Below are 22,076 nucleotides of genomic sequence, written 5' to 3'. Positions count from 1 at the left end.
TAAAAAGTATACCTGAAACAGAATACCTCCCCCCCGGATATCGAAACCGATGATGCGCTTGGAGTTCTAACTTGTATGTGCGATGCCTTTGAAATTTCAAAAGCAGTATCGTTCGATGTCGGCGGTTTTGGGCAAGACAATTGGCCTGTTGATTGCAGAACAGACTTGTGTACTGTTATTGAACAGGTTCCTGATATTTTAGAAAAAACCAGATCGGGCATATACTCCTTTGAGTTAGATTTTTTCGAACAGGGAATTGAAAGACTGCTTCTATTCGAAGAAGAGGATAACCTTGTTAAGATTACTTGCAGTAGCCGCACAGATTGGGTACCTGATCCAAGTCCTGTATATATGGAGAAGGCTGTAGTATCAAAAATGTTCGAGGAAATATACTGTGATTTTCTGGATTTTAGCAGCGTTATTTGTGAAGGGCTGGCCGATCATGCTTTGTTACGGGAATGGAAAAAATAAATCTATTATATTTTGATAGGTGGCATAGAGCGCATGGGGAGAAAACAGCGGTGTCATAAGGCCATTTTTGCCCGAGGATGCAGTCTAGTAATTGGAGAATTATTTGCTGGGAAGTTGACCCAAGTAAATTGTTCAAGAAGGTAAAGCGATAGCTCAGGAGGAAGTTCATTGTCTGTATTAGATACGGAGGCGCGGAAACTGAAATTTTCAAAAAGAAAAAAGCGGATTCTTGTTGCTATTGCTCTTTTACTTATTGCGGCCTTAGGCTTCACTTTAAATTCACCAACCAAACACGAGACTAAGTATAGCACAGACATTGAACCTATTAGTAATCGGTTTCCGAATCTGAAAAACATTCAAAGAGTCTATTGGAGCGGCAAAATAATTAGCGATGGTTTTGGACCCACTTCATATTGGATGAGGGGATATGTGTTTTTGGATCATGCTTCGATAATGAATCTTAAAGCCACCTATACTTGGGAAATAGTGAGTTTGAAGCCTAAACTAGATTATGATTTTCATGGTAAGACTCAAAAATGGAGTTACAGTAGTGAATTTGATTTCTTTATTATGAGTACAAATTATGTTGGTAAATTTTATCTTGATGTAAATAGCGACACACTTTATTTTGAAATAGAACAGTAGGGTATAGAGTGGAACAGCCGCATGTGATGAACTCCATGTGGTTTTTTGGATGTCTGGGGGATGAAGATACTATGGTGGAATTTTCAATTGCAGTTTTTCAAAGTACTAAAACCGGGGCTGTTTTATTATTCCCGATGGGCTTCAACAAGGATGGTATTAGAACCGCAGTTGATAAAACAATCTTTCTCAGCCCCCCATATACCAATGAACTACTTGGCGAATCTGTAAGAAAATGTTTTTCGATAACAGTCAATGGAGACTACGGAATAGAGGATTTAAATAAGCCTGTGCTTGAACATGGTACGGGTATAAAAAGCTATTCGCGATTTCTTAAAGAGTACTTAAAATTATCAATCGGATATTATCCTGATGAGGGCTTCACTATTGCACCTCTAGCTCGCGAAAAGAATGGTTATACGGCGGGTTTTAGAGGAGAAGTTGCACCAATTAAATTAAGCTTTAATGTATCTAATTCTGATTTGGCCGACGTGATATTGGACGTTTTTAAATTGTGTAAGTAATTTTTAGTAAATAAATTATTCTCTTTGATAAATTCCCGCGACCGCTATACCTGCTGTAAACGTACGTCGTTGTTGTTTTGGCATCTTCACGCACTACACCAAGTTGTGTCTTAAAAAAATACAATTTTGAGTAAATATTATGTGTAAATACATCTCATTTTTTCTAAATTTTTTAAGTTGTTGTGTCGACACTAATATTGAGAACCTTAAACTCGTTCAACCGATACATATAAGATGAGGTGGCATTATGCAGCTAAACATGTTTGCTTATGGCTTTGCACTACGTAACGACTCTTATATCTTTGAACAAAGACCTGAACGTCTTCCATCCGCCTCGTCCCCGGCCGCTGGTTCGTTTTTCACGAATTCTTTATTGCAGCCGTGGAAGCCAGGCATTATTTTAACAAATCAAATGAACGCGATCGGGATCGAAGATTACCGGGCGAATGCGAACAGCCTGCGGGAACAGGCGATTTACCGGGCCGCAACATCTTCAATTCGCATCGGAAGAAATGAAGATGGCCCGATCTGGACGGAAAGCTTATCTGATCCACAAGCAGCGCTGGCCAATAAAAGAGCAACAGGCGGCGATTCGGCCATTTCCTGGAAGCATGTAGACTTCAACTTGTATTCGCATGGGATGATGATCGGAGAAACAACGTTAGACGAGGTTGGACAACAAATCGATTATTTTGCTTCGGAATATGCCCAATACAAAAGTCGGATTGCACGCCAATTTACCGGAGAAGAGCAAGCGGCCGAATTAGCAAAGCTGGATGATGTGTTTGCTCAACGGATAGGCGAATCTGCCGATCACTTTGCCAAATCGGTCGGTGGATTCTTGGAAGCAGCCGGTGTGCCAGATGAAGAAGAAGCTATACGAAACAGCTTCCTGGATATTTACGAACAGCGAAAAACAACCTACATACAATTTATCCAGGAGAACCCCGACTACGCCAGCGTTGAAGGGACACAGGACGAATGGCTGCTGACAGCAGGCGATTTCATGGGAGAACAGCTTCGATATGCACTAAATTCGCAGCAATCGGAAATGTCAATTAAGAGTGAGCATGGATATAGTATCGACGATTTGCAAGCGGCCGGCACGATGGTCAAAGCTCTAACTCAATTGCAAGATCGTTCTCAAACATCTAACCGCTCTGAAGAAGAACTGGGCTTCAAACTGGGGCTTGCCGCCATGAAGTATGAAATGATCTCCGGTCATTTTCAAGTAAGCGATCGCATGAAATCCAAACTTGGTCAAGCGTTCGGCGGATTTATTCAGGGAGAGATCGATCGAACTGCTGCCTATATTGAACAGCAACTGAAAGATCCATTTGTGCGGAATAAAGAAGCGTATGCAGCGGATTTTGACAAAAAAGCTGTTTTGAACCTGATTAAGCAAATGGTGGACAACATTCAGTCCGAAGACGTCAATGCAGCATTTCGATCCGATTTGAACACGTTTGTCGCTTTATATAAAAACAAAATGAATGACATGCAGAGTGGTCAATTAGCTCGCTATAACGCATACACTAGCTCTTGGGTGAATCAAAACTATGCAAGCGACTGGAATCGTTTTATCCAATCCTTATCGTCAACCAACCAAAACGATTTAAACCGCTTTTTGTTAAAAGATCAAATGAAATGGATGGATGTCTCCGTTTAATTCGTGGAGTTTCGTGCCAGGAATCCAAATTTACATTTGTTAAGTGTTCCGGTACGTCACAGTCGAAGACCGCACCATCCCCTGTTGACCTTTCCATATTGACGGTTATCGATCCGAATTATGACTATTTGGAAAGCGGCCATGCGTACATATTTGCAGATGGTGACGAAAAGTTAAGAATAGCGGGGAAGCATTCAGACCAATATCATCGGTGTACAACCAAATGTAATTTAATAGTCTTCCCCACTTGCAAATCGAACTATACGAAGACTTTCTTTGGCCTTGGGCGATAATCCTCAAGGTCTTTCTTTTTAGCCTGCCTAATGTTGAATGGACTGAGCATTATGATTAAGGTAACGCAATTGGACTATCCCGAAAATAGAGAAGGAAGAGGCTAATATATACAAAGGCGGTGAAAGGATTGGGAGCCGAAAGTTTTTATATTAAATTATTTGTTTCAGATGCTGAAGGCATCAATAACTCCATACCTCATTTTCTAAGCAAGCTCGCTGATCTGAACATAAAATATAAATCCAGAGGAACGAATGAGTTTGAATTGGATAATTTTCTGATTATGACGCTTCATTTAAATAACGATGGAATTTTGGAAATATCAATTGAGGGCTGCTTTTCCTGGTTCGATGATTGTGTAGATGAAATCTATAAGATATTCCAAATAATCCATAATCAAATTTTTCACTTGAAGTTAATTAATAGCAATGGGCAAGATATCCCGTATCATAATCAGGTCGGCTTCCATAATGCAATTCAGGAAATTTATCTTGAGAAGTACAATGATTATATAATGAGGTTTGGTGTATCTATTGTAAAATGTTTGCCGAGAGATGAATTTTATAGATACATCAATATAAGGAGAAGGACATAGCCGTGTGAGATCTTTTGATGACATCAGAGTGTTTAAACTTTGGTACTATCACATTAGTCACGGGGAATTATTAATAAGAAGCATTAAAAACGCTGATCACGCCAGGAATATTGATATTATTTTTATCGATGTTACCTACGTAGACTTACCGCGTAACCTTACTAATTTAAGGATTGAAGAAGCTGTAGAGGAAGACGTTCTTTATATCAAGGAGAAAACCGGTAAGGATGTAGAGCGTGAAAAAATCATTGTCCTATCATCAAATGATAAGCGTTATTTTGTAGTGGCGTTTAGAGTGAAGGTGGATGAGAATGATTTGGATATGTTTGAACTGCCTTTCAGCCAACAATATTAAGGTAACGTGCATTTAAAAGATCTTGGGGAGATTCATCTTCAAGCTCTTTTTTATGTTTGACACCCCTCCTTATATAGTGTATATATTAAATATATACATTAAACACATTTTACCAAAGGATGATGGTGCCGCAGCATGAACATTTTGATATCAAGTACATCAGGAGAGCCGATTTATGCCCAGATAGTGACGCAGGTCCGGCAGCTGATTCTGCAGGGGGAGCTGGGAGCCGGGACACCTCTGCCGTCCATCCGCCAGCTGGCCAAGGAGCTGCAGATCAGTGTGATTACGACCAAACGGGCTTATGAGGAGCTGGAGCGGGAGGGTCTGATTAACTCGATCGTCGGGAAGGGCTCTTTTGTATCCGGGGCGGATCAGGAATTCATCAAAGAGCAGCGGCTGCGGATACTGGAGCTGAAGCTGAAGGAAGTCAGTGAGGAGAGCAGGCAGCTGGGGCTGTCTTATGCTGAACTGGCAGAGATGCTGAAACTTATCTACGAGGAGGAGCAGGAATGAGCGATTGTATCAGGCTGGAGCATGTACATAAGAGCTATGGTTCTTTTGCGGTGCAGGACATTTCGCTGGGTATCAAGGAAGGCTACATTACCGGATTGATTGGCCCCAACGGTGCAGGCAAAACCACGCTGATCCAGATGATCATGGGCATGGTCCGCCCGGACCGGGGTGACATTCAGTTGTTCGGCGGGCAGAATAAAGAGCAGGAGTCCGCGGTTAAGGAACGAATCGGGTACGTGTCGGACGAAAATATTTATTATGAGCAGCTGACAATCAAGCAGATGAAAAAGGTGATCGCCCCCTTCTACAGCCGCTGGAATGAAGATACATATGTGAAGTACCAGGAGCTGTTCAGGCTGTCTCCGGGCAAGAAGATCAGGGATCTGTCCAAGGGGATGAAAATCAAATTTTCACTCGCCATCGCTTTATCCCACGGCGCTGATCTGCTTATTATGGACGAACCTACGTCCGGGCTTGATCCGGTGTTCCGGCGGGAGCTGCTTGATCTGTTAACCGAACACATCCAGGACGAGAAAAAATCCATTCTGTTCTCCACCCATAACACGACCGACCTCGACCGGATCGCCGATTATATTGTGTTTGTGAATGACGGACGGGTTGTGTTTAGTGAGATGAAGGAGGCGCTGGCGGAGAAATATCTGCTCGTCAAAGGCGGTAAAGAGCTGCTGGACCGCGACACCCGCCGTCTGTTCCTGGGAATCCGCGAGAGCGCACACGGCTTTGAAGGGCTGATGGGCAACCGGGCGGAGGGCGAGCGTTACTTTAAGGATACGGCTATCTGCGAGATGCCAACGCTGGAGGAAATTATGTATTTTTCGGTAAAAGGGAGCGATCTGCGTGTATAATTCCTTTCATCTCATCCGCAAAGACTTCATTATTGTGCAAAAGTTCATCTTGCTGCTGATTCCATACTATATGGTCATGGGCTTTACGAACTTTGATAACTACACTGTGTTCGCCCTGCTTCCGGCCATGCTGCTGTTGATCAATACCTGCACATTGGATGTGCAGCATAACAACCAGAAGTTCCTGGTCAGTCTGCCTGTTCCAAGACAGCAAATTGTGCTGGCCAAATATTTGGCGATGCTCCCTTACTCGATCCTTAGCTACGCCTGTACTGTACTGCTGTATCTGGTCGCCTTCTCGGCCGGCCGGACTACTGATCCGCTTGCCTGGAGAGAGCTGCTGCTCTGCATCGCCGGTTTTCCGCTCTTGGCCTCCTTCTATCTTCCGCTTCATTACTGGCTGGGCCGCAAAGGAACCCAGGTGGTCAATATGGTGTTTATCATGCTGATTATGCTTAATTTCGCTGCGATAAAACAGCTGATGGAATGGTTTCCCGGACTGGCAGAATGGGTGAGCAACGGCAGTACAAACAGTCCGCTGGTGCCGGTTATTGCCGGCCTCGGTTATGTGCTGATTCTATTCTGCTCTTATCTTATCTCGTTGCGGGTGTTTACTGCCAAGGATATTTAATGTAAAAAAGCCCGCATTACTTGCAAAAGTAGTGCTATATAAACAAAGAGATGACCTCTGGGGATACCGGGGGTCTTTTTGGCTTCAGTAAATATAACTAGACTGGCTAAACTCGCTGAAACGCTCCTCTGCAAAGCCTGCCTTCCCCTCCGCCGGACAGAATAACTGCACGTTGTACAATTAAAACCAGCAGGAATATGCCCCTTCGCCATATAACTGTAGTTTGTGCAACTAAAATTGCCCGAATCGGCCGAAAAAGCGTTTTTCGCCTGTTTTTGTTGCACGGAATACACTTAAACGGGCTTTGGGCTGAAAAAGTGGCGTTTTAAGTGTACAAAGTGCAATTAAGTAAAGATGAGGTAATTTACTAGAAAATAAATGGAACCTTTCCCGTATTAACAGGGTCGTATGAAGTGAGGTGAAGCGCTTGGAACTGGATAAGCTGAAGTATGAACTCAGGGGTGAGCTGAGGGCTGGTTTGAATGATGAGCAGAGGGCTGAGCATAAGAGTGGGCTGGAGGATAGGCTGAAGCTTGCCGAAGCTATGGATGAAGAACAGCTGCGGCAGATTATGAGCCTGTACGGCAATGACATCTGGAATTATATCTATTATCTGACCAAAAATACCGAACAGGCGGATGATCTCGCGCAGGAGGTATTTGTGAAATGTTTTTACCGGATCGGTACGTACAAAGGAACGGCAAGCCTGAAGGCCTGGCTGTTAACGATTGCGCGGAACACCGTGTTCTCTTACCGCAAGTCGCGGTTTTTCCGCACCGGACTCTGGGGCGGCGGGGTACAGAGTCTGACGCCGGCAGACCCGGAGCGGCAGGGAGCACTAGCGGAAGCCGGACAGCTGCTCGGCACAACACGCTCAGCGGAGATGGAATACATGGGCAACCAGCAGACGAAGGACATCTGGAGCATTATTATGAAGCTGCCGGATAAGCTGCGTGAGGTGCTGGTGCTGGATCTCAAGGCTGAGCTATCGATTAATGAAATTGCCGGGTTGACCGGTCTGCCACCGGGAACCGTCAAATCGCGGCTGCACCGGGCACGCCGCAAAGTCCAGGATAAACTAAGGGGGTTACAATGATGGATGAACGTGAGCCGAAGTGGTATGAGCAGGCCCGTAAAGGGCCGTTCCAGGAGGCGAAATTTACGGATTCCTCTGCCGAGCAGGTGATGCGGAGGCTGCGTTCAGAAGCAGAACCGGCTCGTCCCCGCTCCCGGCGCATGCCAAGGCTGGCGGTTATGGCTGTCGTCATCCTTCTGCTGCTGGCTGGAGCTGGAACTCTTTACTTGAAGCTTGGGCCATCTGCAGCAGAGACTCCCGCAGGTGTTACCCTGCCTGTAGAGAACAAGGCTGAGTTAACAGAGGAAGCACTAAAAAAGATTGCAGAGCAGCTGATCATAAAGCAGCTTGGCCGGGAAATCCCTTTCGAGAAGCTGGAGTATGAGCAGCATACTGGACGCGTACAACTTGTATACAGTGAGTACAGCAAAGCTTATGCAATGCTCAGGCTTAATGCAGAGACAGGGGAAGCGGACGCGTACACGATGAATGCAGCATTTGGAGCGGAAGCAACCGACAGCAAGCTTATCAGTGATGCGAAAGAGAAGCTGCGGGAGCTGGGCTACACAGGAGAATTCTCCGTTACCGGGTCTACGCGTTATGTGGACTACGGGCGCTCACCGGATCATAGCGTACAGGTTCAAAACGTCATTACCGCTGCGGATGCTGCCATTAATTTTGCGAACGGGAATTACGAGCGTGCTTATTTCGAGATGGATCAGAACGAGGTCAGTGAGGAGCTTAAACAAGCCGGACTGGAAGCACTCGGAATGCTTAGATTTAGCAGCTTGGCAGACCAGCTGACCAGAGTTATCCGTTCCACCGCAGAAGGTGCAGGCGATGAAATATCTTTATATTATGGAGACGGCCGGGGCGGAGATACCTTTGTGACCTTCGATTATGCAACCTTGGCTGTTCTGGATGTAGCCGACTATGCACTGAACCTTGTGGATCTGGGCGACTCCCGGACTGACGAGGAACGGAATGAGCTGTTGCTCAGCAAGGACAACGCCATCCTCCAGAGCACAGCTGCAGTCATCGCAGACAAACTGTACGGAATTAATCTGAAGGAGGATTACACGCTGGTTAAAAACGGACCAAGGCCGGGAGTGGTCACCTTTGAGAGCCATAGCGGTGGGCCGGCCATTGAAGCTACTTATAACCTGGATGGCGTCATGTACAGCTTCAGTATAAAGAGAGCAAGCAACACGCTATATTAATGAAGAAATACATTCTGGCAATAGAAGAGACGCAGGCCTGCAGCAGGCTGTGTCTCTTTTTGCTATCCAAGAAATGATAAGTTTGCGGGCGTGTTTTGCGTAACAAAACAACAATTGCTATACTAGATAAATCTGAACTTTTACAAAAAAGTGGAATTTAGTTAACAGAAATATAGTATGGAAGTAAGAGGGATCTCTATGAACAAACAAAACAACAGGCTGCTGCCTGTGCAGTTCTATATGGTAGCAGGATTGGTCTGGCTGAAGCTGCTGCTGCTGCGGGTGCTGTTTTTTGAACGGATTGCCTGGGAATGGATTGCCATGGACCTTGCTCCGGTGCTGCTGATTTTGGGGGTTCTGACTGTGCTGCTGCCGCGGCGGATCAAGTCAGGTGCCTACTGGAGCTTCAATGTCATCCTGTCACTGCTGCTGTTTGCGGCCAGTGTGTATTTTAACCATTTCGGCTCGGTCCCGACCTATCTGGCTTTTTATGAGCTAAACCAGGTATTCCAGGTTAAAGAAAGTGTGGAATCGACGATCCAGCCGGCGGATTACCTGTTCTTCGCTGATCTTGTAATAATGGCCGTCTATGCGGGAATACGCAGATGGCAGCGGGGGCCGGCTTATCAGAGCCGGAGCTACAGCGGCGGTACACGCCCGGCCTCCTCAAGAATTCAGCTTGTTGTCGTTCTGGTGGCCATTATCGGCGGGGGGTTACTGTCTGCATACTCGGTACATGCCGCACGCAGCATCACCAACGAGCTGGTGCAGGCGGAAAGTGCCGGGTTCCTGAACTATGAGGTGGTAGCAGCACTCAAAGCGCAGGAGGATAACGGGCTGATCGGCACGGGCGATATCAATGAAACGGTTGCCAAAATAAACAATCTTGAAGCGTCTTATCCCTACAGCAGCAAGCCAGCCGGAACGGTTCCGGACCATTTTGGCTCGCAAAAAGGTAAAAACGTCATCGTTATCCAGCTGGAGGCATTCCAGGCCTTTCCGCTGCTTCAGACACTGGACGGGCAGGAGTTGACGCCGGTTCTGAACAAGCTGGCAGGTGAGGGCTTTTATTTTCCGCGTGTGTTCCAGCAGATCGGCCCGGGCAATACCTCGGACGCCGAGTTTATGAGCAACACCTCAATCTACCCGATCGGTACGCTGGCGATGTCCACCGGCTTTGCTGACCGTGAGCTGCCAAGTCTGCCGCGGCTGCTTCGTGAAAAAGGCTACGAGGCCTATACCTTCCACGTGAATAAGGTCGGCTTCTGGAACCGTAATGAGCTGTATCCGGCACTGGGCTTTAACGGGTACTATGACAAAGGCGATTTCGTCAACGACCACTTCAATTCGTTTGGCGCCTCGGACGAACAGCTGTATGTTACCGCTGTGGATAAGCTGGCAGAGCTGCAGCAGCGGGGAACCCCTTTTTATGCCCAGCTGGTGACGGCTTCGAGCCATCATCCATTCAAGATTCCGGACAGCTTTAAGAAGATTGCCATGCCCGATTCGCTGGAAGGCACCATGCTGGGCGATTATTTGACAGCGATCAACTATACCGACTATGCAGTAGGCACTTTAATTGAAGGGCTGAAGGAGCGGGGGCTGTGGGACAATACGGTGCTTGTGCTGTACGGCGACCATTTCGGCCTGCAGCCGCAGGATGTACAGCCGGAGCAGGTGGGGGAAGCGCTGGGTATTTCGTATCACCCGCGGATCAGCCGGTTCAATATTCCGCTGATTGTGCATGTGCCGGGAATGACTGAGGGCAGGACAGTAACGCGTGTCGGAGGGCAGCTGGATATTCTACCGACCGTAGCCAATCTGCTGGGTCTGGACTTGAAAGCAGAAGGCTTTTCGGCCTTCGGGCACGACCTGCTCAATATAGAGCGCAATGTAATCGGGATGCGTTATTATCTGCCCTCAGGCTCTTTTTTTAACGATGAGATTATGTTTGTGCCGGGTAAAAGCTTTGCTGACGGTGAAGCTGTGTCACTTCAAACATTTCAGCCTGTGGAAGACTACAGCAAGTATGAGGGAGATTATAACTATATTCTGCAGCTGATGAAGCTGTCTGATGAATATGTGAAGCTGCTGCCGCAGCGCTAGGAGGAGCTATGAAAAGAGTACTAAAGCCGCAGGTTCTGATTACACTGGCCGGCGTAGGACTTATACTGTATCTGCTGTTTTTGCAGCCGTTTGTCGGGGTGGCCGATAATGGCGATTTTTTGCGCATGATGAATACAATCGGACTGAATTATTATGATGCCGCGGAGAGTTATGCGGACCGCTTTTTCAGCTATAGCCACTCGCAGTTCGCTTACGACAACTTGTTCAGGGGCTTTTATCCATCCTCGCAGATCCTGCTGGTGCTAGTCCCCCGGCTTCTGGCCGGACTGGTTCATAACAGCTATTTTGATATCCGGGTGCTCGGGGCGGTCTATGCCGTGCTGCTGCTTGCCGCGACCTGGCTGACTGTGAAGCTCGGGGCCAAGCACTCCGCTGTTATGGGACTGTTGCTCGGGGCCGGGATGCTGTTTGTTTTTTACGATATCGGGTATCTGGCCTATTTCAACTCGCTGTTCGGCGAACCGGTGTCGATGGTGTTCATGCTGCTGACCTTTGTCCTCGGGCTGAGGCTGACGATGCAGGACCATCCGACCCGCAGGGGGCTAACGCTGTTCTTCATTGCTGTGCTGTTTCTCGTCTGCTCCAAAACCCAGAACGCGCCGGTGGGCCTTGCGTTTATGCTGATTTTTTGGCGTCTCGGTTCCCTTCAGAGGGAAGGGGGCTTCGGGAAGCTGGCCAGGCGGTTTGCTGTAGCGGTAGCGGTTATATCGGTCATTCTGTACGTGACGGCTCCCAAGGAGCTGAAGCATATTAACCTGTACCAGACGGTATTCTTCGGGATTCTGAACGAGTCTCCGGATGTGCGCGGCGATCTTCGCGATCTCGGGCTGCCGGAACGGCTTGAGGTGCTGGCGGGAACGAACTATTTTCAGGGGGACACGGCAATCAAGCAGGATGATCCTTCGCTGACGCCGGATTTTTATGACCGGATCTCGCATAAGGATGTCCTTTTCTTCTATCTAAAACATACCTCGCGGCTGATAGATAATATGGAGTATGCGGCACAGAACAGCATGTCCATCCGCCCCTATTATCTCGGAAGCTATGAGAAAAGCCTGGGTAAGCCCGCAGGGGCAGTGGCCTATACATACAGCGGGTGGAGTGAGTTCAAAAACAGGCATCTGCCTGATTCGCTCTGGTTCCTTGGACTCTTTTATCTGGTCTATTACGCAGGAGTATTGTTCTATTATTTCCGTGCCCGGAAGCTCCGGGAACGGGTTGCCGGAGAGCTGCTCATGCTGCTGGGTCTGATCGGGCTGTTCTCTTTCCTGGTGCCGATTCTCGGTGACGGCCGGGCGGATATCGGCAAGCATCTGTTCCTGTTCAATGTGAGCTTTGATATGATGGCCGTCGTAATGCTGGGCGGCATTGTGCGTATTGCTGCAGGATTTTTGGGGCGCAAGAATGGGACTTTGGGCAATTGACCCTTGGTGCATAATCGAATACAATGTGTTTGGAACTTTAGTAAAAGATTAACAATGGCTTACAGCCTCAACTGAGTAAGGGGGCCGCTATGGGAAATGACGAACACAGGGACCGAATCGAGCAGGCAAGACAGGAGCTGAACCGGCTGGCTCTTGAGTATGGAGTGCAGGATATCAGAGTCCTCCGCCAATCTGTTAAGCTGGATGCGCTGCTGAATGAGTATACGGACTGTCTCACCGACAAGGATGACATGCCCTATTAGCATAAGACAAAAGCATTGTATATCTTGGACATTTGGACGGTGTGGCCGTCTGGGTGTCCTTTTTTTATGGGAGCTGGGGATGAAATATGCTTGTCTGCGCGGGGGGGAGAGGGGGATGGGCATATGGGCGGCATGAAGGGCAAAAATGCCTTTGATTTGGCGGAAAGCAGGCTGGTGGAAGAAACTAATTGGATTTTAGTTACTTAAATTCCTGTTTTAGAGGACTTTACGGTAACTAAGTGGAATAATGCTGCTTAAATTGATGCGTATCGGCCGTGTGGAGTGAATTGGGAGCATTTAAGTAGCGTTTTTCCAACTAATTTTCCAAAAAAGCAGCATAGATGAAAAATAGATGGCAAAAATCCACTTAGTCGCATGACATGAACGTACCGATGAGCGCACGTTTACACATATGGATGAACGTCCCTATAAGCAAGCTGATCTTGCACATCCAACAAAAGTTAGTTTTATAGAGGTTATGAGTAACAACTTAATAAGAGTGCTCCGGCGGCTGTTTGCTGCCTGGGGCACTCTTTTTTGTGTTGGCAGCAACGGTGGCTGGAGTGGAAGGAATCAGCAAAGGTGCGGGCAACCCGGGGTGATTGACAGCGGGCATCTGCCAATTTATCGACGGGCATGGCAGATGTCCATGAGGCGGATGCTGACTCCGCATATAGTACTACTGTCTTGAGAATATGACGGGGCAGGGTGAAAGCCGTGAAAGTAAAAACGAGAAGAACGCGTCCGCGGGATTACCGGGACGGCTATCAGGAGGGATACCGTCTCGGCTTATGTGAAGCTGTGAAACGCCTGAATTCTCCGGAGGTGGAAGCATGCCGGCCTTTTAAGCTGATGTATGTCCCCCAGGGGTTTGAAGCGATAGATACAGGAATCACAGAAGCGCTCCGGCAGCTTGTCAGTGAACTGATTCTCGCGAGTCCTGATACGATGCTGGAGGTTGCAGCGCGCGAGAAGCCGGGAGCTGTACTGGTCATGAACGGGCTGCATGTCTTTCCCGAGAACCATCTGGATCAGATTGATGAAATCCGGAAACTGGGCATCGCTACAGCCATCTGGTTTGCGGATGACCCCTATTTTACCGAGGATACCTCCGTCATCTGTCTGCATTATGACCATGTATTTACACATGAGCTGGGGTGTGTGGAATTTTACCGTTCACTGGGGGCGGGCTCTGTCCACTACCTTCCCCTCTGTGTCAATCCGCAAATGTTCTATCCGCGCAGGACCGGGCCGCAGCACCAGTTCGACATTGTGTTCATCGGCAACGCGTTCCGTAACCGCACCGCGCTGTTTGATGAGCTGGCGCCTTACCTGAAGGGGAAAAAGGTGCTGATCGCCGGCGGCTTCTGGGAACGGCTGAGCCAGTTCGAGGAGCTGTCGCCTTTTATCAAAAGCGGCTTTATTCCTCCGGAGGAAACGGCCAATTATTACAGCGGGGCGAAGCTGGTCATCAACATTCACCGGCCTTGGGAAGGTGGACTGGATAACCGCAATACCTTTCAGCTGCCGTCGCGTTCCATTAATCCCCGTACCTATGAAATCAGCGCCTGCGGAACGATGCAGCTGACGGATATCCGTGAGGATCTGGATAGCTATTACCGTCCGGGCTACGATCTGGAGACCTTTGCCTCGGCGGAAGAGCTGAAGCGCAAAATCGATTACTACCTGAAGCATGAGCATGAGCGGCGGAAATTTGCGCTGCGGGGGCTGCAGACGACCTTGCGCCGCCATACCTTTACGGCAAGGCTGCCGAAGCTGCTGAATGTTCTTACTTCACAAATGTGAAATCCAAAGGGATGAAGGAGCGATTATTCATGAATAACGAATTTATCATACCCGCGCCGCCGCTGCCACGTACACCGGCGGAGGAAGAAAAACTGCGCGGACGCCTGACCGGCTTCAAGACCGGCTATGACGAGGGTTATCTGCGGGGACGGCTCGCCATCCTGGACGGCCGGCCGGAGGAGCCGATTCCGGTGAGAAACCTGCATGTAATGTATGTAGCCTCCGGCAAGGGCTACCCTTACTCCCCGCTGGATGACGCCGTTCTTTACGCCCTTCAGAAGCTGACCACCCAGGTTACGGTAACGGATGTGCGGCAGAACCTGGCAGAGCTTGCAGCAGCGCAGCGTCCGGATCTGGTGCTGGTGCTGGACGGAATGGAGCTGCCGCTGGATCAGATTTCCATGCTGCGGGGCAGAGGCATCAAGACGGCAATCTGGCTTACCGATGACCCGTACTATACCGATTTTACGATGAAAATTGTTGCCCACTACGATTACGTATTCACGCTGGAGCGCAATTGTGTGGAGGTATACCGCGGCCTGGGCTGCCCTGAGGTGCATTACCTGCCGTTCGCCGCTCACCGGGAGCACTACCGTCCGACGACCGGCCGTTCACCGATTCAGCGGGATGTCAGCTTCATTGGTTCGGCTTACTGGAACCGGATCAATTTTTTCCGGGATATCATGCCTGAGCTGATGAGCTATAACACCGTCATTAACGGAATCTGGTGGGACCGTCTTCCGGAAGCCCCTCTCTACGGGGAACGGATTGAAATCGGGAAGTGGATGACTCCGCAGGAAACGGCAGTTACCTACAGCGGCTCCAAAATAGTCATTAATTTGCACCGTGCCCATGTGGATGAAAAGGATAACAACAATGCGCTGCTGATTCCGGCCGCCTCTCCAAACCCTCGCACCTTTGAAATTGCCGCCAGCGGTACCCTGCAGCTGAGCGATGCCAGAGATGATATGGGTACCTTCTACAAGGTTGGTGAGGAGATTGATACCTTCTCCAGTCCGCAGGAGATGATGGATAAAATCCGTTATTACCTGACGCATGAGGAGGAGCGCCGGGACATGGCACTGCGCGCTTTCGAGCGGACGCTGAAGGATCACACCTATACCCGACGCCTCCATCAGCTGTTGACTGTCATCTACGGGTAAACGGTCTCCTCTTTGGAGAGTGTTTTATAAAAATGTGCGCTTACCGGGGGACAGGTGTCGTGCCGGCATCTGTTCCCCCTCAATATACTGAGTACTGGACCTTGGCACCCGCCCTGAGGCGGACGGCATGTGAAGTGCGAAGAAAAGCTTAACACTTTGAAGGAGGTGAATGGCTGCTCGAGGCCCCTTGCCAGGGAGCGCCGAAACACCATGGCCGACAAAGCTACAATCGTCCTCTTTTCCCACGTTTCCAATACCCGCAGCATCACGGGTGCAGAGAAGCTGCTGCTGTTCTTCGCCCGCGAGCTGTCCTGTTACTTCCATTGTATTCTCGTAGCACCTCAAGACGGCAAGCTGACCCAGCAGGCCCGCAGATCCGGCTTGAATGTGCAGATCATCCCGATCCCGCTGGTCTACGGAATGTATACCCCGTATGCGGGACTTGAGGCGGACATCTGCAAATTCCAGGAGGGCCGGGAATACCTGGAGCTGAAAGACTGGCTTGCCGCGCTCCGGCCGGCGTTCATTATTTCGAGCACCTGTGTGCATGCCCTGCCGGCGCTGGCGGCAAAGTCGCTGGGCATTCCGGTAGTATGGAAGATTTCCGAGACAATCACGGATAACGAATACACCGGAATCAGTGTGGAGCTGATTAACAGAAACAGCGATGAAATTCTGGCTATTTCCCATACGGCTGCGTCGTGCTTCCCGCAGGAGATCCGCGAGAGCAAGGTGACGCAGCTTCCGCCCTCCTGGAATGACCAGGAGCTGATGATGGCGGCCTGGAGCACACTGCGGGGCGAACGGCGGCGGGAGCTGCGGATTGCTCCGGGGGAGCTGCTGATCGGTTATATCTCTTCCTTCATTAATAAAGAAAAAGGTCTTGAGCATTTTGTGAAAATGGCGGTTCTGGTCAGCGAACAGCATCCGGAAGCGAAATACTTGGTCATCGGCACTCCCGGGGACAAAAGCTACTATGAGCGCTGTGTACGAAAGGTAAAGCTGGAAGGGCTGACCTCCCGCTTCAAATTCTACGGCTATGAGGATTCGCTGCCCTCTGCTTACTGCGCCATGGATCTGCTGGTGGTTCCCAGCCTGATCCGTGAGGGCTTTGGGATGACGGCGCTTGAAGGCATGGCTTTTGGCAAGCCGGTCGTCGCCTATGACTCCGGCGGCCTGTGCGAAGTGCTGCAGGCCGCAGGCTGCGGCGGCCTGCTCGCCCCGGCGGCGGACATCGGCGCGCTCGCTGCGCGCGTGAACGGCCTGCTGGCGGATCCGGGCCTTGCCGCCGCCACCGGCAGCCAGGCGCGCGAGCGCATCGACGCCGCCTACGGGCCGGCGGCTTACCGCACGCGCCTGCTCGGCCTCGCGGAGCGCTGGCAGCTCCGCTACTGCCTGGCTCCGCCTAAGCCCGGCGGCGCCGAACCCGCCCCGCCCGCAGCGCTGCCTGCGGGCGGGGGCGAACCGGCGGCGGCTCCAGCACCGCCGCCGGCCAAGGCGCGCCGCGCAGCACGGCTGCGGCGCGCGAAGCTCCGGCGCGGCAGGCTGAGCCGCGCCAGGACCCGGGCGCGCCGCAGGAAGCGCCCGGGCCGTAAGCGGCGCGCGGGCGGCAGCGCGCGCCGGAAGAGCCGCCGCGGGCAGCGGCACCGCGGCAGGAAGGTCCGGCGGCGGGGGCGCAGCCGCTAGGGCTGTGCCCTTGCGCGGGGCGCACCGCGCGCGCCGGGCCTTGCCTTTCGCGAGGCGCCTCACGCCGGCATCAATACCACCCTGCCTGAGTACAGCATCAGGCAGGGCCAACATCAAAGGGAGTGAACCCATGAAGATCATGACGATTTTGGGCACACGGCCCGAAATTATCCGGCTCAGCGTGATCATACCGCTGCTGGATAAGCATGCAGAGCGGCATGTGCTGGTGCATACCGGCCAGAATTTCACGGCCAGCCTCAGCGGAGTGTTCTTCGCAGAGCTTGGACTGCGGGCACCGGACTATGTGCTGCAGGATAAGCAGGCGGGACTGGGCGGCCAGCTGGCTGCCATGTTCGGCAGTCTGGAAGGCATTCTGCTGAAGGAGCAGCCTGACCGGGTGCTCCTGCTTGGCGATACGAACAGTGCGCTGTGCGCTATTCTCGCCGAGCGGATGGGCATTCCGGTAGTCCACATGGAAGCGGGCAACCGCTGTTATGACCTGAAAGTGCCCGAAGAGAAAAACCGCCGTGTCATCGACGCGGTTTCCACCATTAATATGCCATATACGCAGCAGAGCAAACGCCATCTGGTCAGCGAAGGCTTCCCGAGCCAGCGTATCGTGCTCACCGGCAACCCGATTCATGAAGTGATTACGCACTATCAGGAGCAGATCGGCAGCAGTGATATTTTATCCCGGCTTACACTGACCTCCGGCCAGTACTTCCTCGTTACAGCCCACCGGGCGGAGAATGTGGATGATCCTGAGTCGCTGGTTCAGATCATGTCAGGACTTAATCTGGTCGCTGAACAGTTCGGCCTCCGCCTGATCTGCAGCATTCATCCCCGTACCCGTTCCAAGCTGACGGAGAAGTTCCCGCTGACCATGAACCCGCTGGTGGAATTCCATGAACCTTTCGGATTTTTTGATTTCGTCCATCTGGAGCAGCATGCCCTCTGTGCGATCACCGACAGCGGAACCGTCCAGGAGGAATGCTGTCTGATGGGAGTGCCAACCGTAACGATCCGCCGGACGACAGAACGTCCGGAGACGGTGGATTGCGGAAGCAATGTAGTGTCGGGAGTTACGCAGAACAGCATTCTGCGCAGTGTCCGGCTGATGACGTCGCTGAGTCCGAAATGGGAGGCACCGGAAGGCTATTTGACCCCGGATGTCTCGGCCAAGGTAGTCAAATTTTTGCTTGGAGGGAACCTGCATGTTTAATAATAAACGGATTCTGGTCACCGGCGGCACCGGTTCCTGGGGGCATGAGCTTATCCGGCAGCTGCTGCCGCAAAATCCCAACGAGATCATCGTCTTCTCCCGCAGTGAATCTGCACAGGTGGCAATGAGCCGCGAATTTGAAGATAACCGCCTCAGCTTCGTAATCGGGGATATCCGTGACAAGGAGGCGCTGGTCGCTGCCTGCCGCGGCGTGGATTATGTGTTCCATCTGGCGGCGCTGAAGCATGTTCCGGTCTGTGAGGATCAGCCGTATGAAGCGCTGAAGACCAACGTGGTCGGTACCCAGAATGTTATCGAAGCGGCCATCGCCAATAATGTGGAAAAAGCGATCTATATCTCCACCGACAAAGCGGCCAATCCATCCAACTTCTACGGCATGACCAAGGCCATCGGCGAAAAGCTGTTCGTCTACGCCAATCTGCTCGGCTCCCGTACCCGGTTCGTAACCGTGCGCGGAGGCAATGTGCTGGGAACGAACGGCAGTGTCGTTCATCTCTTCATGAAGCAGATCAAGGATAAGGGCCAGGTCCGCATTACCGATATGAAAATGACCCGCTTCTTCTTTACCCTGCGCGATGCGATCACTCTGTTGTTCAAAGCATCGGAAGTCAGCCTCGGCGGCGAAATCTTCGTCATGACCATGCCGACCTGCAAGATCGTCGATCTGGCGGAGGTGCTGATCGAAGCCTCCGGAAGAACCGATGTCAGCATCATCGAGGCAGGCATCCGGCCGGGAGAGAAAATCCACGAAATTCTGATGAGTGATTTCGAGAGCCTGACGACCGTTGTCTACGATGAGCAGTACCTGGTCATTCTCCCGACACTGGATATGCCTGAGCTGAAAGCCCACTACAAGAGCTATCCGCATGTCTCCTTCAACAGCTTCAGCTCGGAGAATAACCTGATGGATCAGGAGGAGATCAAGGATATTCTGATCCGGGGAGGGTTTCTGCAATGAAGCTGCTTATCCTCGGCGGAAACGGTATGGCGGGTCATATGCTGGCGGCGTATTTTCGCCGCCAGGGCACACATCATGTCTTCCATACAACCCGGGATAAGAGTGATCTTGGCGGGCTGTATGTCGATGCCGACGATATTGCCGGCGTTGAGAAGCTGATTGAAATGGTATCACCCCATTGCATGATTAATGCAATGGGTGTCCTTAATCATTTTGCCGAGCGTGACCGGGTTACGGCTTATCATGTGAACGGCTTTCTGCCGCACCGGCTGCGCCGGGCTGCAGATGCCGCGGGAGCCCGGCTGATCCATATCAGCACCGACTGCGTGTTCGAAGGAACACGCGGCGGTTACACGGAAGAGGACGCTGCCGACGGCACCTCGGTCTATGCCATCACCAAAAGCCTCGGTGAAGTCCGCGCTCCCGGTCATCTGACCATCCGCACCTCGATCATCGGCCCGGAAATCCGCGCCGGCGGTATCGGGCTGATGGAATGGTTTATGGCCCAGAAGGGGCCGGTCTCCGGCTATGAACGGGTAATGTGGAACGGGGTTACGACGCTGGAGCTGGCCAAAGCGGTAGAGCAGATGCTGGATTCGCCGGTTTCCGGCCTGATTCATCTGGCCCATCCGCAGCCGCTCAGCAAATATGAGCTGCTGCGCCATATGCAGCAGGCCTTCGGCAAAAATGATGTTGAGATTATTCCCGAATCCGCGCATGTCCAGGACCGGACTCTGGTGAGTACAAGAGCTGATGTTCATTTTGAATTGCCGGCATATTCTGTAATGCTCAGAGAACTGGCTGACTGGATGAAACAGTCAGCGATGTACACATGAAGGCGCGCAGGCTGCTGATTACCGGAGCTGCAGGCTTTACCGGAGCGCATGCTGTCCGTTACTTCCATGCCGCCGGAGCAGAGGTTACTGCTGTGGTGCGCCGCCCCCCGGCAGGCCTCATCTGGCCGGAAGGGGTAAAGCAGCAGGTATGTGATCTGAGCGACCGCAGTGCTGTAGCGGCTATGGTTGCCGAGGCGGAGCCGGATGAGGTGCTGCATCTGGCCGGCCGCAATTCCGTCCCGGAATCGTGGCGGGACCCGCTGCTCTATATGGAGACCAATGTGATGGCGACGCTGTATCTGCTGGAAGCGCTCCGCGCCCGGCCGGCCGGCCGGATTCTGGTTGCAGGCTCCCGGCTGAAGTACCGGCCGGGAACCGCTGCCGGCCCGCCCCATCCCTACAGCCTCAGCAAAACGCTGGAGGAGCTGGTGTCCCTTGCCTGGGGAACCCTGTTCAAACAGCCGGTTCTGCTGGCAGAGCCCTGCAACCTGATCGGCCCCGGCCCCTCCACCGGCTTCTGCACCCTGCTGGCGCAGCATATTGTGCGCAGCGAGACTGCAGCGGCCGGCGGGGCTGATGCGCCGCCGGCCTTCCGGCTGTCTTCACGGCAGGCGCTGCGCGACTTTCTGGATGTGCGTGATGCTGTGCGGGCTTACGATTATATTCTCCGCAGCGGTGCAGAAGGCACCGTCTACCGGATCGACTCGGGAACACAGCGGACGCTGGGCGATATTTCCGTTAAGCTTCTGGCGCACGCCAAAGCTCCGGTTCCGATGGACTGGGGACCGGATGCCCCCGGGCAAGCGCCGGAGCCGGCTGGGGGAGCGGGAGCGGATACTCTGGACGAAGCAGTGGAGAATGCTGCTACACTCGGCTGGAAGCCTGAAATCAGCCTTGAGCACTCGCTGAAAGAGATTGTGGATTATTGCCGCTCCGGCAGGGAAGGAAGGTTGTCATGAATCGTCCGAAGGTTTCGGTCATTATCCCGTTCTATAATTGTCCTTATATCGAGCAGGCGCTGCAAAGCGCCTTATCCCAATCCTGGCAGCCCTATGAGATTATCGTAGTCGATGACGGCTCTTATGTTCACACGGACCGGATTGTCCCTTATCTGCACAAAATTCACTATCTGGGCAAAGCCAACGGAGGAACTGCCTCCGCCCTGAATCACGCGATTCTGCATGCTACCGGTGATTATGTGGCCTGGCTCAGCTCAGACGATATGTTTTACCATGACAAAATAAACAATCAGGTACTCTTCATGGAGCAGAACCGGCTGCTGATCACCTATACCAACTTCCATTTTATTAACGGGGAATCGCAATTGACGGAGATGAACGGTTCGCCCGTCTTTCCGAATCATCTGGAATACCTGCGGTGCTTCCTGCAGGGAAATCCCATCAATGGCTGTACGGTTATGTTCAAACGTGAGCTGTTCGGTGCAATCGGCATGTTCAATGAGTCTCTGCCTTACACACATGATTACGATTTGTGGTTCCGGGCGATTCTGAACGGCTACCCCCCGGTCATGCTGAACCAGCCCTTAACAGCCTACCGGCGCCACAGCGGGATGGGTACCCTGAAGCATTACGATGTCATTATGGCAGAGGCTGCAGCGACCAATGCCCGCTATAACGGCATGCTGCGCGGACTGATTGCCTCGATGGGCGGCTGACCGCGCAGCCGCCGCCAAGAACCTAATGGGGGAGGGAAGC

Annotated in this window: 22 protein-coding genes; all 22 read left to right on the top strand. The window is 51.5% G+C overall.

The genetic code is table 11. The features are described from left to right. Nucleotides 1-75: 75 nt before the first annotated feature. The 22 genes from AC4G46_RS26395 to AC4G46_RS26290 all read left to right on the top strand — a co-directional run bounded on the left by AC4G46_RS26395 (nucleotide 76) and on the right by AC4G46_RS26290 (nucleotide 22,036). Nucleotides 76-471, top strand: coding sequence for a hypothetical protein (locus AC4G46_RS26395; RefSeq protein WP_491125319.1), 396 nt, complete (start codon nucleotides 76-78; stop codon nucleotides 469-471). 168 nt (nucleotides 472-639) lie between these two features. Continuing rightward, nucleotides 640-1,116 (top strand): hypothetical protein, encoded by a 477-nt coding sequence (locus AC4G46_RS26390; RefSeq protein WP_491125318.1) that lies wholly within the window; start codon nucleotides 640-642, stop codon nucleotides 1,114-1,116. Nucleotides 1,117-1,124: 8 nt separating this feature from the next. After that, a complete protein-coding gene (locus AC4G46_RS26385; RefSeq protein ID WP_491125317.1) occupies nucleotides 1,125-1,637 on the top strand; it encodes a hypothetical protein in 513 nt (170 codons plus the stop codon). 247 nt (nucleotides 1,638-1,884) lie between these two features. Beyond that, nucleotides 1,885-3,306, top strand: coding sequence for a hypothetical protein (locus AC4G46_RS26380; protein WP_491125316.1), 1,422 nt, complete (start codon nucleotides 1,885-1,887; stop codon nucleotides 3,304-3,306). Nucleotides 3,307-3,727: 421 nt separating this feature from the next. Continuing rightward, nucleotides 3,728-4,192, top strand: coding sequence for a hypothetical protein (locus AC4G46_RS26375; protein ID WP_491125315.1), 465 nt, complete (start codon nucleotides 3,728-3,730; stop codon nucleotides 4,190-4,192). Nucleotides 4,193-4,196: 4 nt separating this feature from the next. Then, on the top strand, nucleotides 4,197-4,547 hold the full coding sequence (locus AC4G46_RS26370; protein ID WP_491125314.1) for a hypothetical protein: 351 nt from the start codon (nucleotides 4,197-4,199) through the stop codon (nucleotides 4,545-4,547). A 135-nt stretch (nucleotides 4,548-4,682) separates the two neighbouring features. Then, nucleotides 4,683-5,063, top strand: coding sequence for a GntR family transcriptional regulator (locus AC4G46_RS26365; protein WP_068722010.1), 381 nt, complete (start codon nucleotides 4,683-4,685; stop codon nucleotides 5,061-5,063). Beyond that, entirely contained in the window at nucleotides 5,060-5,929 is an 870-nt protein-coding gene (locus AC4G46_RS26360) for an ABC transporter ATP-binding protein (protein WP_491125313.1), read from the top strand. Before AC4G46_RS26365 ends, AC4G46_RS26360 begins: the two co-directional genes overlap by 4 nt. Further along, nucleotides 5,922-6,560: an ABC-2 transporter permease gene (locus AC4G46_RS26355; protein WP_491125312.1), complete on the top strand. Its 639-nt coding sequence runs from the start codon at nucleotides 5,922-5,924 to the stop codon at nucleotides 6,558-6,560. The genes AC4G46_RS26360 and AC4G46_RS26355 overlap by 8 nt, the downstream gene beginning before the upstream one ends. A gap of 427 nt (nucleotides 6,561-6,987) precedes the next feature. Next, a complete protein-coding gene (locus tag AC4G46_RS26350) occupies nucleotides 6,988-7,656 on the top strand; it encodes an RNA polymerase sigma factor (protein WP_491125311.1) in 669 nt (222 codons plus the stop codon). Beyond that, complete coding sequence (locus tag AC4G46_RS26345; protein ID WP_491125310.1) at nucleotides 7,653-8,855, top strand: hypothetical protein; 1,203 nt, start codon at nucleotides 7,653-7,655, stop codon at nucleotides 8,853-8,855. Before AC4G46_RS26350 ends, AC4G46_RS26345 begins: the two co-directional genes overlap by 4 nt. 198 nt (nucleotides 8,856-9,053) lie before the next feature. Continuing rightward, nucleotides 9,054-10,961 carry an LTA synthase family protein gene (locus AC4G46_RS26340; RefSeq protein ID WP_491125309.1) on the top strand — a complete coding sequence of 636 codons (1,908 nt, stop codon included), beginning with the start codon at nucleotides 9,054-9,056 and terminating at the stop codon, nucleotides 10,959-10,961. An 8-nt stretch (nucleotides 10,962-10,969) separates the two neighbouring features. Beyond that, complete coding sequence (gene wsfD / locus AC4G46_RS26335; RefSeq protein ID WP_491125308.1) at nucleotides 10,970-12,406, top strand: glycan biosynthesis hexose transferase WsfD; 1,437 nt, start codon at nucleotides 10,970-10,972, stop codon at nucleotides 12,404-12,406. Nucleotides 12,407-12,495: 89 nt separating this feature from the next. Beyond that, nucleotides 12,496-12,669 carry an aspartyl-phosphate phosphatase Spo0E family protein gene (locus tag AC4G46_RS26330; protein WP_082707708.1) on the top strand — a complete coding sequence of 58 codons (174 nt, stop codon included), beginning with the start codon at nucleotides 12,496-12,498 and terminating at the stop codon, nucleotides 12,667-12,669. A gap of 717 nt (nucleotides 12,670-13,386) precedes the next feature. After that, complete coding sequence (locus tag AC4G46_RS26325; RefSeq protein ID WP_491125307.1) at nucleotides 13,387-14,475, top strand: CgeB family protein; 1,089 nt, start codon at nucleotides 13,387-13,389, stop codon at nucleotides 14,473-14,475. A gap of 29 nt (nucleotides 14,476-14,504) precedes the next feature. Continuing rightward, on the top strand, nucleotides 14,505-15,638 hold the full coding sequence (locus AC4G46_RS26320; protein ID WP_491125306.1) for a CgeB family protein: 1,134 nt from the start codon (nucleotides 14,505-14,507) through the stop codon (nucleotides 15,636-15,638). Nucleotides 15,639-15,848: 210 nt separating this feature from the next. Continuing rightward, nucleotides 15,849-17,324 (top strand): glycosyltransferase family 4 protein, encoded by a 1,476-nt coding sequence (locus AC4G46_RS26315; RefSeq protein ID WP_491125305.1) that lies wholly within the window; start codon nucleotides 15,849-15,851, stop codon nucleotides 17,322-17,324. Between the two features lie 130 nt (nucleotides 17,325-17,454). After that, the gene (gene wecB, locus AC4G46_RS26310; protein ID WP_491125304.1) at nucleotides 17,455-18,546 is read left to right on the top strand and encodes a non-hydrolyzing UDP-N-acetylglucosamine 2-epimerase; all 1,092 of its coding nucleotides are present in this window, start codon (nucleotides 17,455-17,457) and stop codon (nucleotides 18,544-18,546) included. Then, nucleotides 18,539-19,525 carry a polysaccharide biosynthesis protein gene (locus AC4G46_RS26305; RefSeq protein WP_491125303.1) on the top strand — a complete coding sequence of 329 codons (987 nt, stop codon included), beginning with the start codon at nucleotides 18,539-18,541 and terminating at the stop codon, nucleotides 19,523-19,525. The genes wecB and AC4G46_RS26305 overlap by 8 nt, the downstream gene beginning before the upstream one ends. Next, complete coding sequence (locus AC4G46_RS26300; RefSeq protein ID WP_491125302.1) at nucleotides 19,522-20,361, top strand: dTDP-4-dehydrorhamnose reductase family protein; 840 nt, start codon at nucleotides 19,522-19,524, stop codon at nucleotides 20,359-20,361. The genes AC4G46_RS26305 and AC4G46_RS26300 overlap by 4 nt, the downstream gene beginning before the upstream one ends. Then, nucleotides 20,358-21,320, top strand: a complete 963-nt coding sequence (locus tag AC4G46_RS26295) for an NAD-dependent epimerase/dehydratase family protein (protein WP_491125301.1) — start codon at nucleotides 20,358-20,360, stop codon at nucleotides 21,318-21,320. The genes AC4G46_RS26300 and AC4G46_RS26295 overlap by 4 nt, the downstream gene beginning before the upstream one ends. Further along, nucleotides 21,317-22,036 (top strand): glycosyltransferase, encoded by a 720-nt coding sequence (locus AC4G46_RS26290; protein WP_491125300.1) that lies wholly within the window; start codon nucleotides 21,317-21,319, stop codon nucleotides 22,034-22,036. The genes AC4G46_RS26295 and AC4G46_RS26290 overlap by 4 nt, the downstream gene beginning before the upstream one ends. Nucleotides 22,037-22,076 lie beyond the last annotated feature (40 nt).

The organism is Paenibacillus sp. fava2 (genome assembly GCF_058313675.1).
This window is presented reverse-complemented; position numbering and strand designations above follow the sequence as displayed.

Bases quoted from the DNA above. Each gene is read 5' to 3' on its own strand.
- AC4G46_RS26395 (WP_491125319.1), top strand. From the start codon at position 76: ATGTGCGATGCCTTTGAAATTTCAAAAGCAGTATCGTTCGATGTCGGC.
- AC4G46_RS26340 (WP_491125309.1), top strand. From the start codon at position 9,054: ATGAACAAACAAAACAACAGGCTGCTGCCTGTGCAGTTCTATATGGTA.
- AC4G46_RS26360 (WP_491125313.1), top strand. From the start codon at position 5,060: ATGAGCGATTGTATCAGGCTGGAGCATGTACATAAGAGCTATGGTTCT.
- AC4G46_RS26305 (WP_491125303.1), top strand. From the start codon at position 18,539: ATGTTTAATAATAAACGGATTCTGGTCACCGGCGGCACCGGTTCCTGG.
- wecB (WP_491125304.1), top strand. From the start codon at position 17,455: ATGAAGATCATGACGATTTTGGGCACACGGCCCGAAATTATCCGGCTC.
- AC4G46_RS26290 (WP_491125300.1), top strand. From the start codon at position 21,317: ATGAATCGTCCGAAGGTTTCGGTCATTATCCCGTTCTATAATTGTCCT.
- AC4G46_RS26330 (WP_082707708.1), top strand. From the start codon at position 12,496: ATGGGAAATGACGAACACAGGGACCGAATCGAGCAGGCAAGACAGGAG.
- AC4G46_RS26380 (WP_491125316.1), top strand. From the start codon at position 1,885: ATGCAGCTAAACATGTTTGCTTATGGCTTTGCACTACGTAACGACTCT.
- AC4G46_RS26315 (WP_491125305.1), top strand. From the start codon at position 15,849: ATGGCCGACAAAGCTACAATCGTCCTCTTTTCCCACGTTTCCAATACC.
- AC4G46_RS26295 (WP_491125301.1), top strand. From the start codon at position 20,358: ATGAAGGCGCGCAGGCTGCTGATTACCGGAGCTGCAGGCTTTACCGGA.
- AC4G46_RS26345 (WP_491125310.1), top strand. From the start codon at position 7,653: ATGATGGATGAACGTGAGCCGAAGTGGTATGAGCAGGCCCGTAAAGGG.
- wsfD (WP_491125308.1), top strand. From the start codon at position 10,970: ATGAAAAGAGTACTAAAGCCGCAGGTTCTGATTACACTGGCCGGCGTA.
- AC4G46_RS26365 (WP_068722010.1), top strand. From the start codon at position 4,683: ATGAACATTTTGATATCAAGTACATCAGGAGAGCCGATTTATGCCCAG.
- AC4G46_RS26320 (WP_491125306.1), top strand. From the start codon at position 14,505: ATGAATAACGAATTTATCATACCCGCGCCGCCGCTGCCACGTACACCG.
- AC4G46_RS26300 (WP_491125302.1), top strand. From the start codon at position 19,522: ATGAAGCTGCTTATCCTCGGCGGAAACGGTATGGCGGGTCATATGCTG.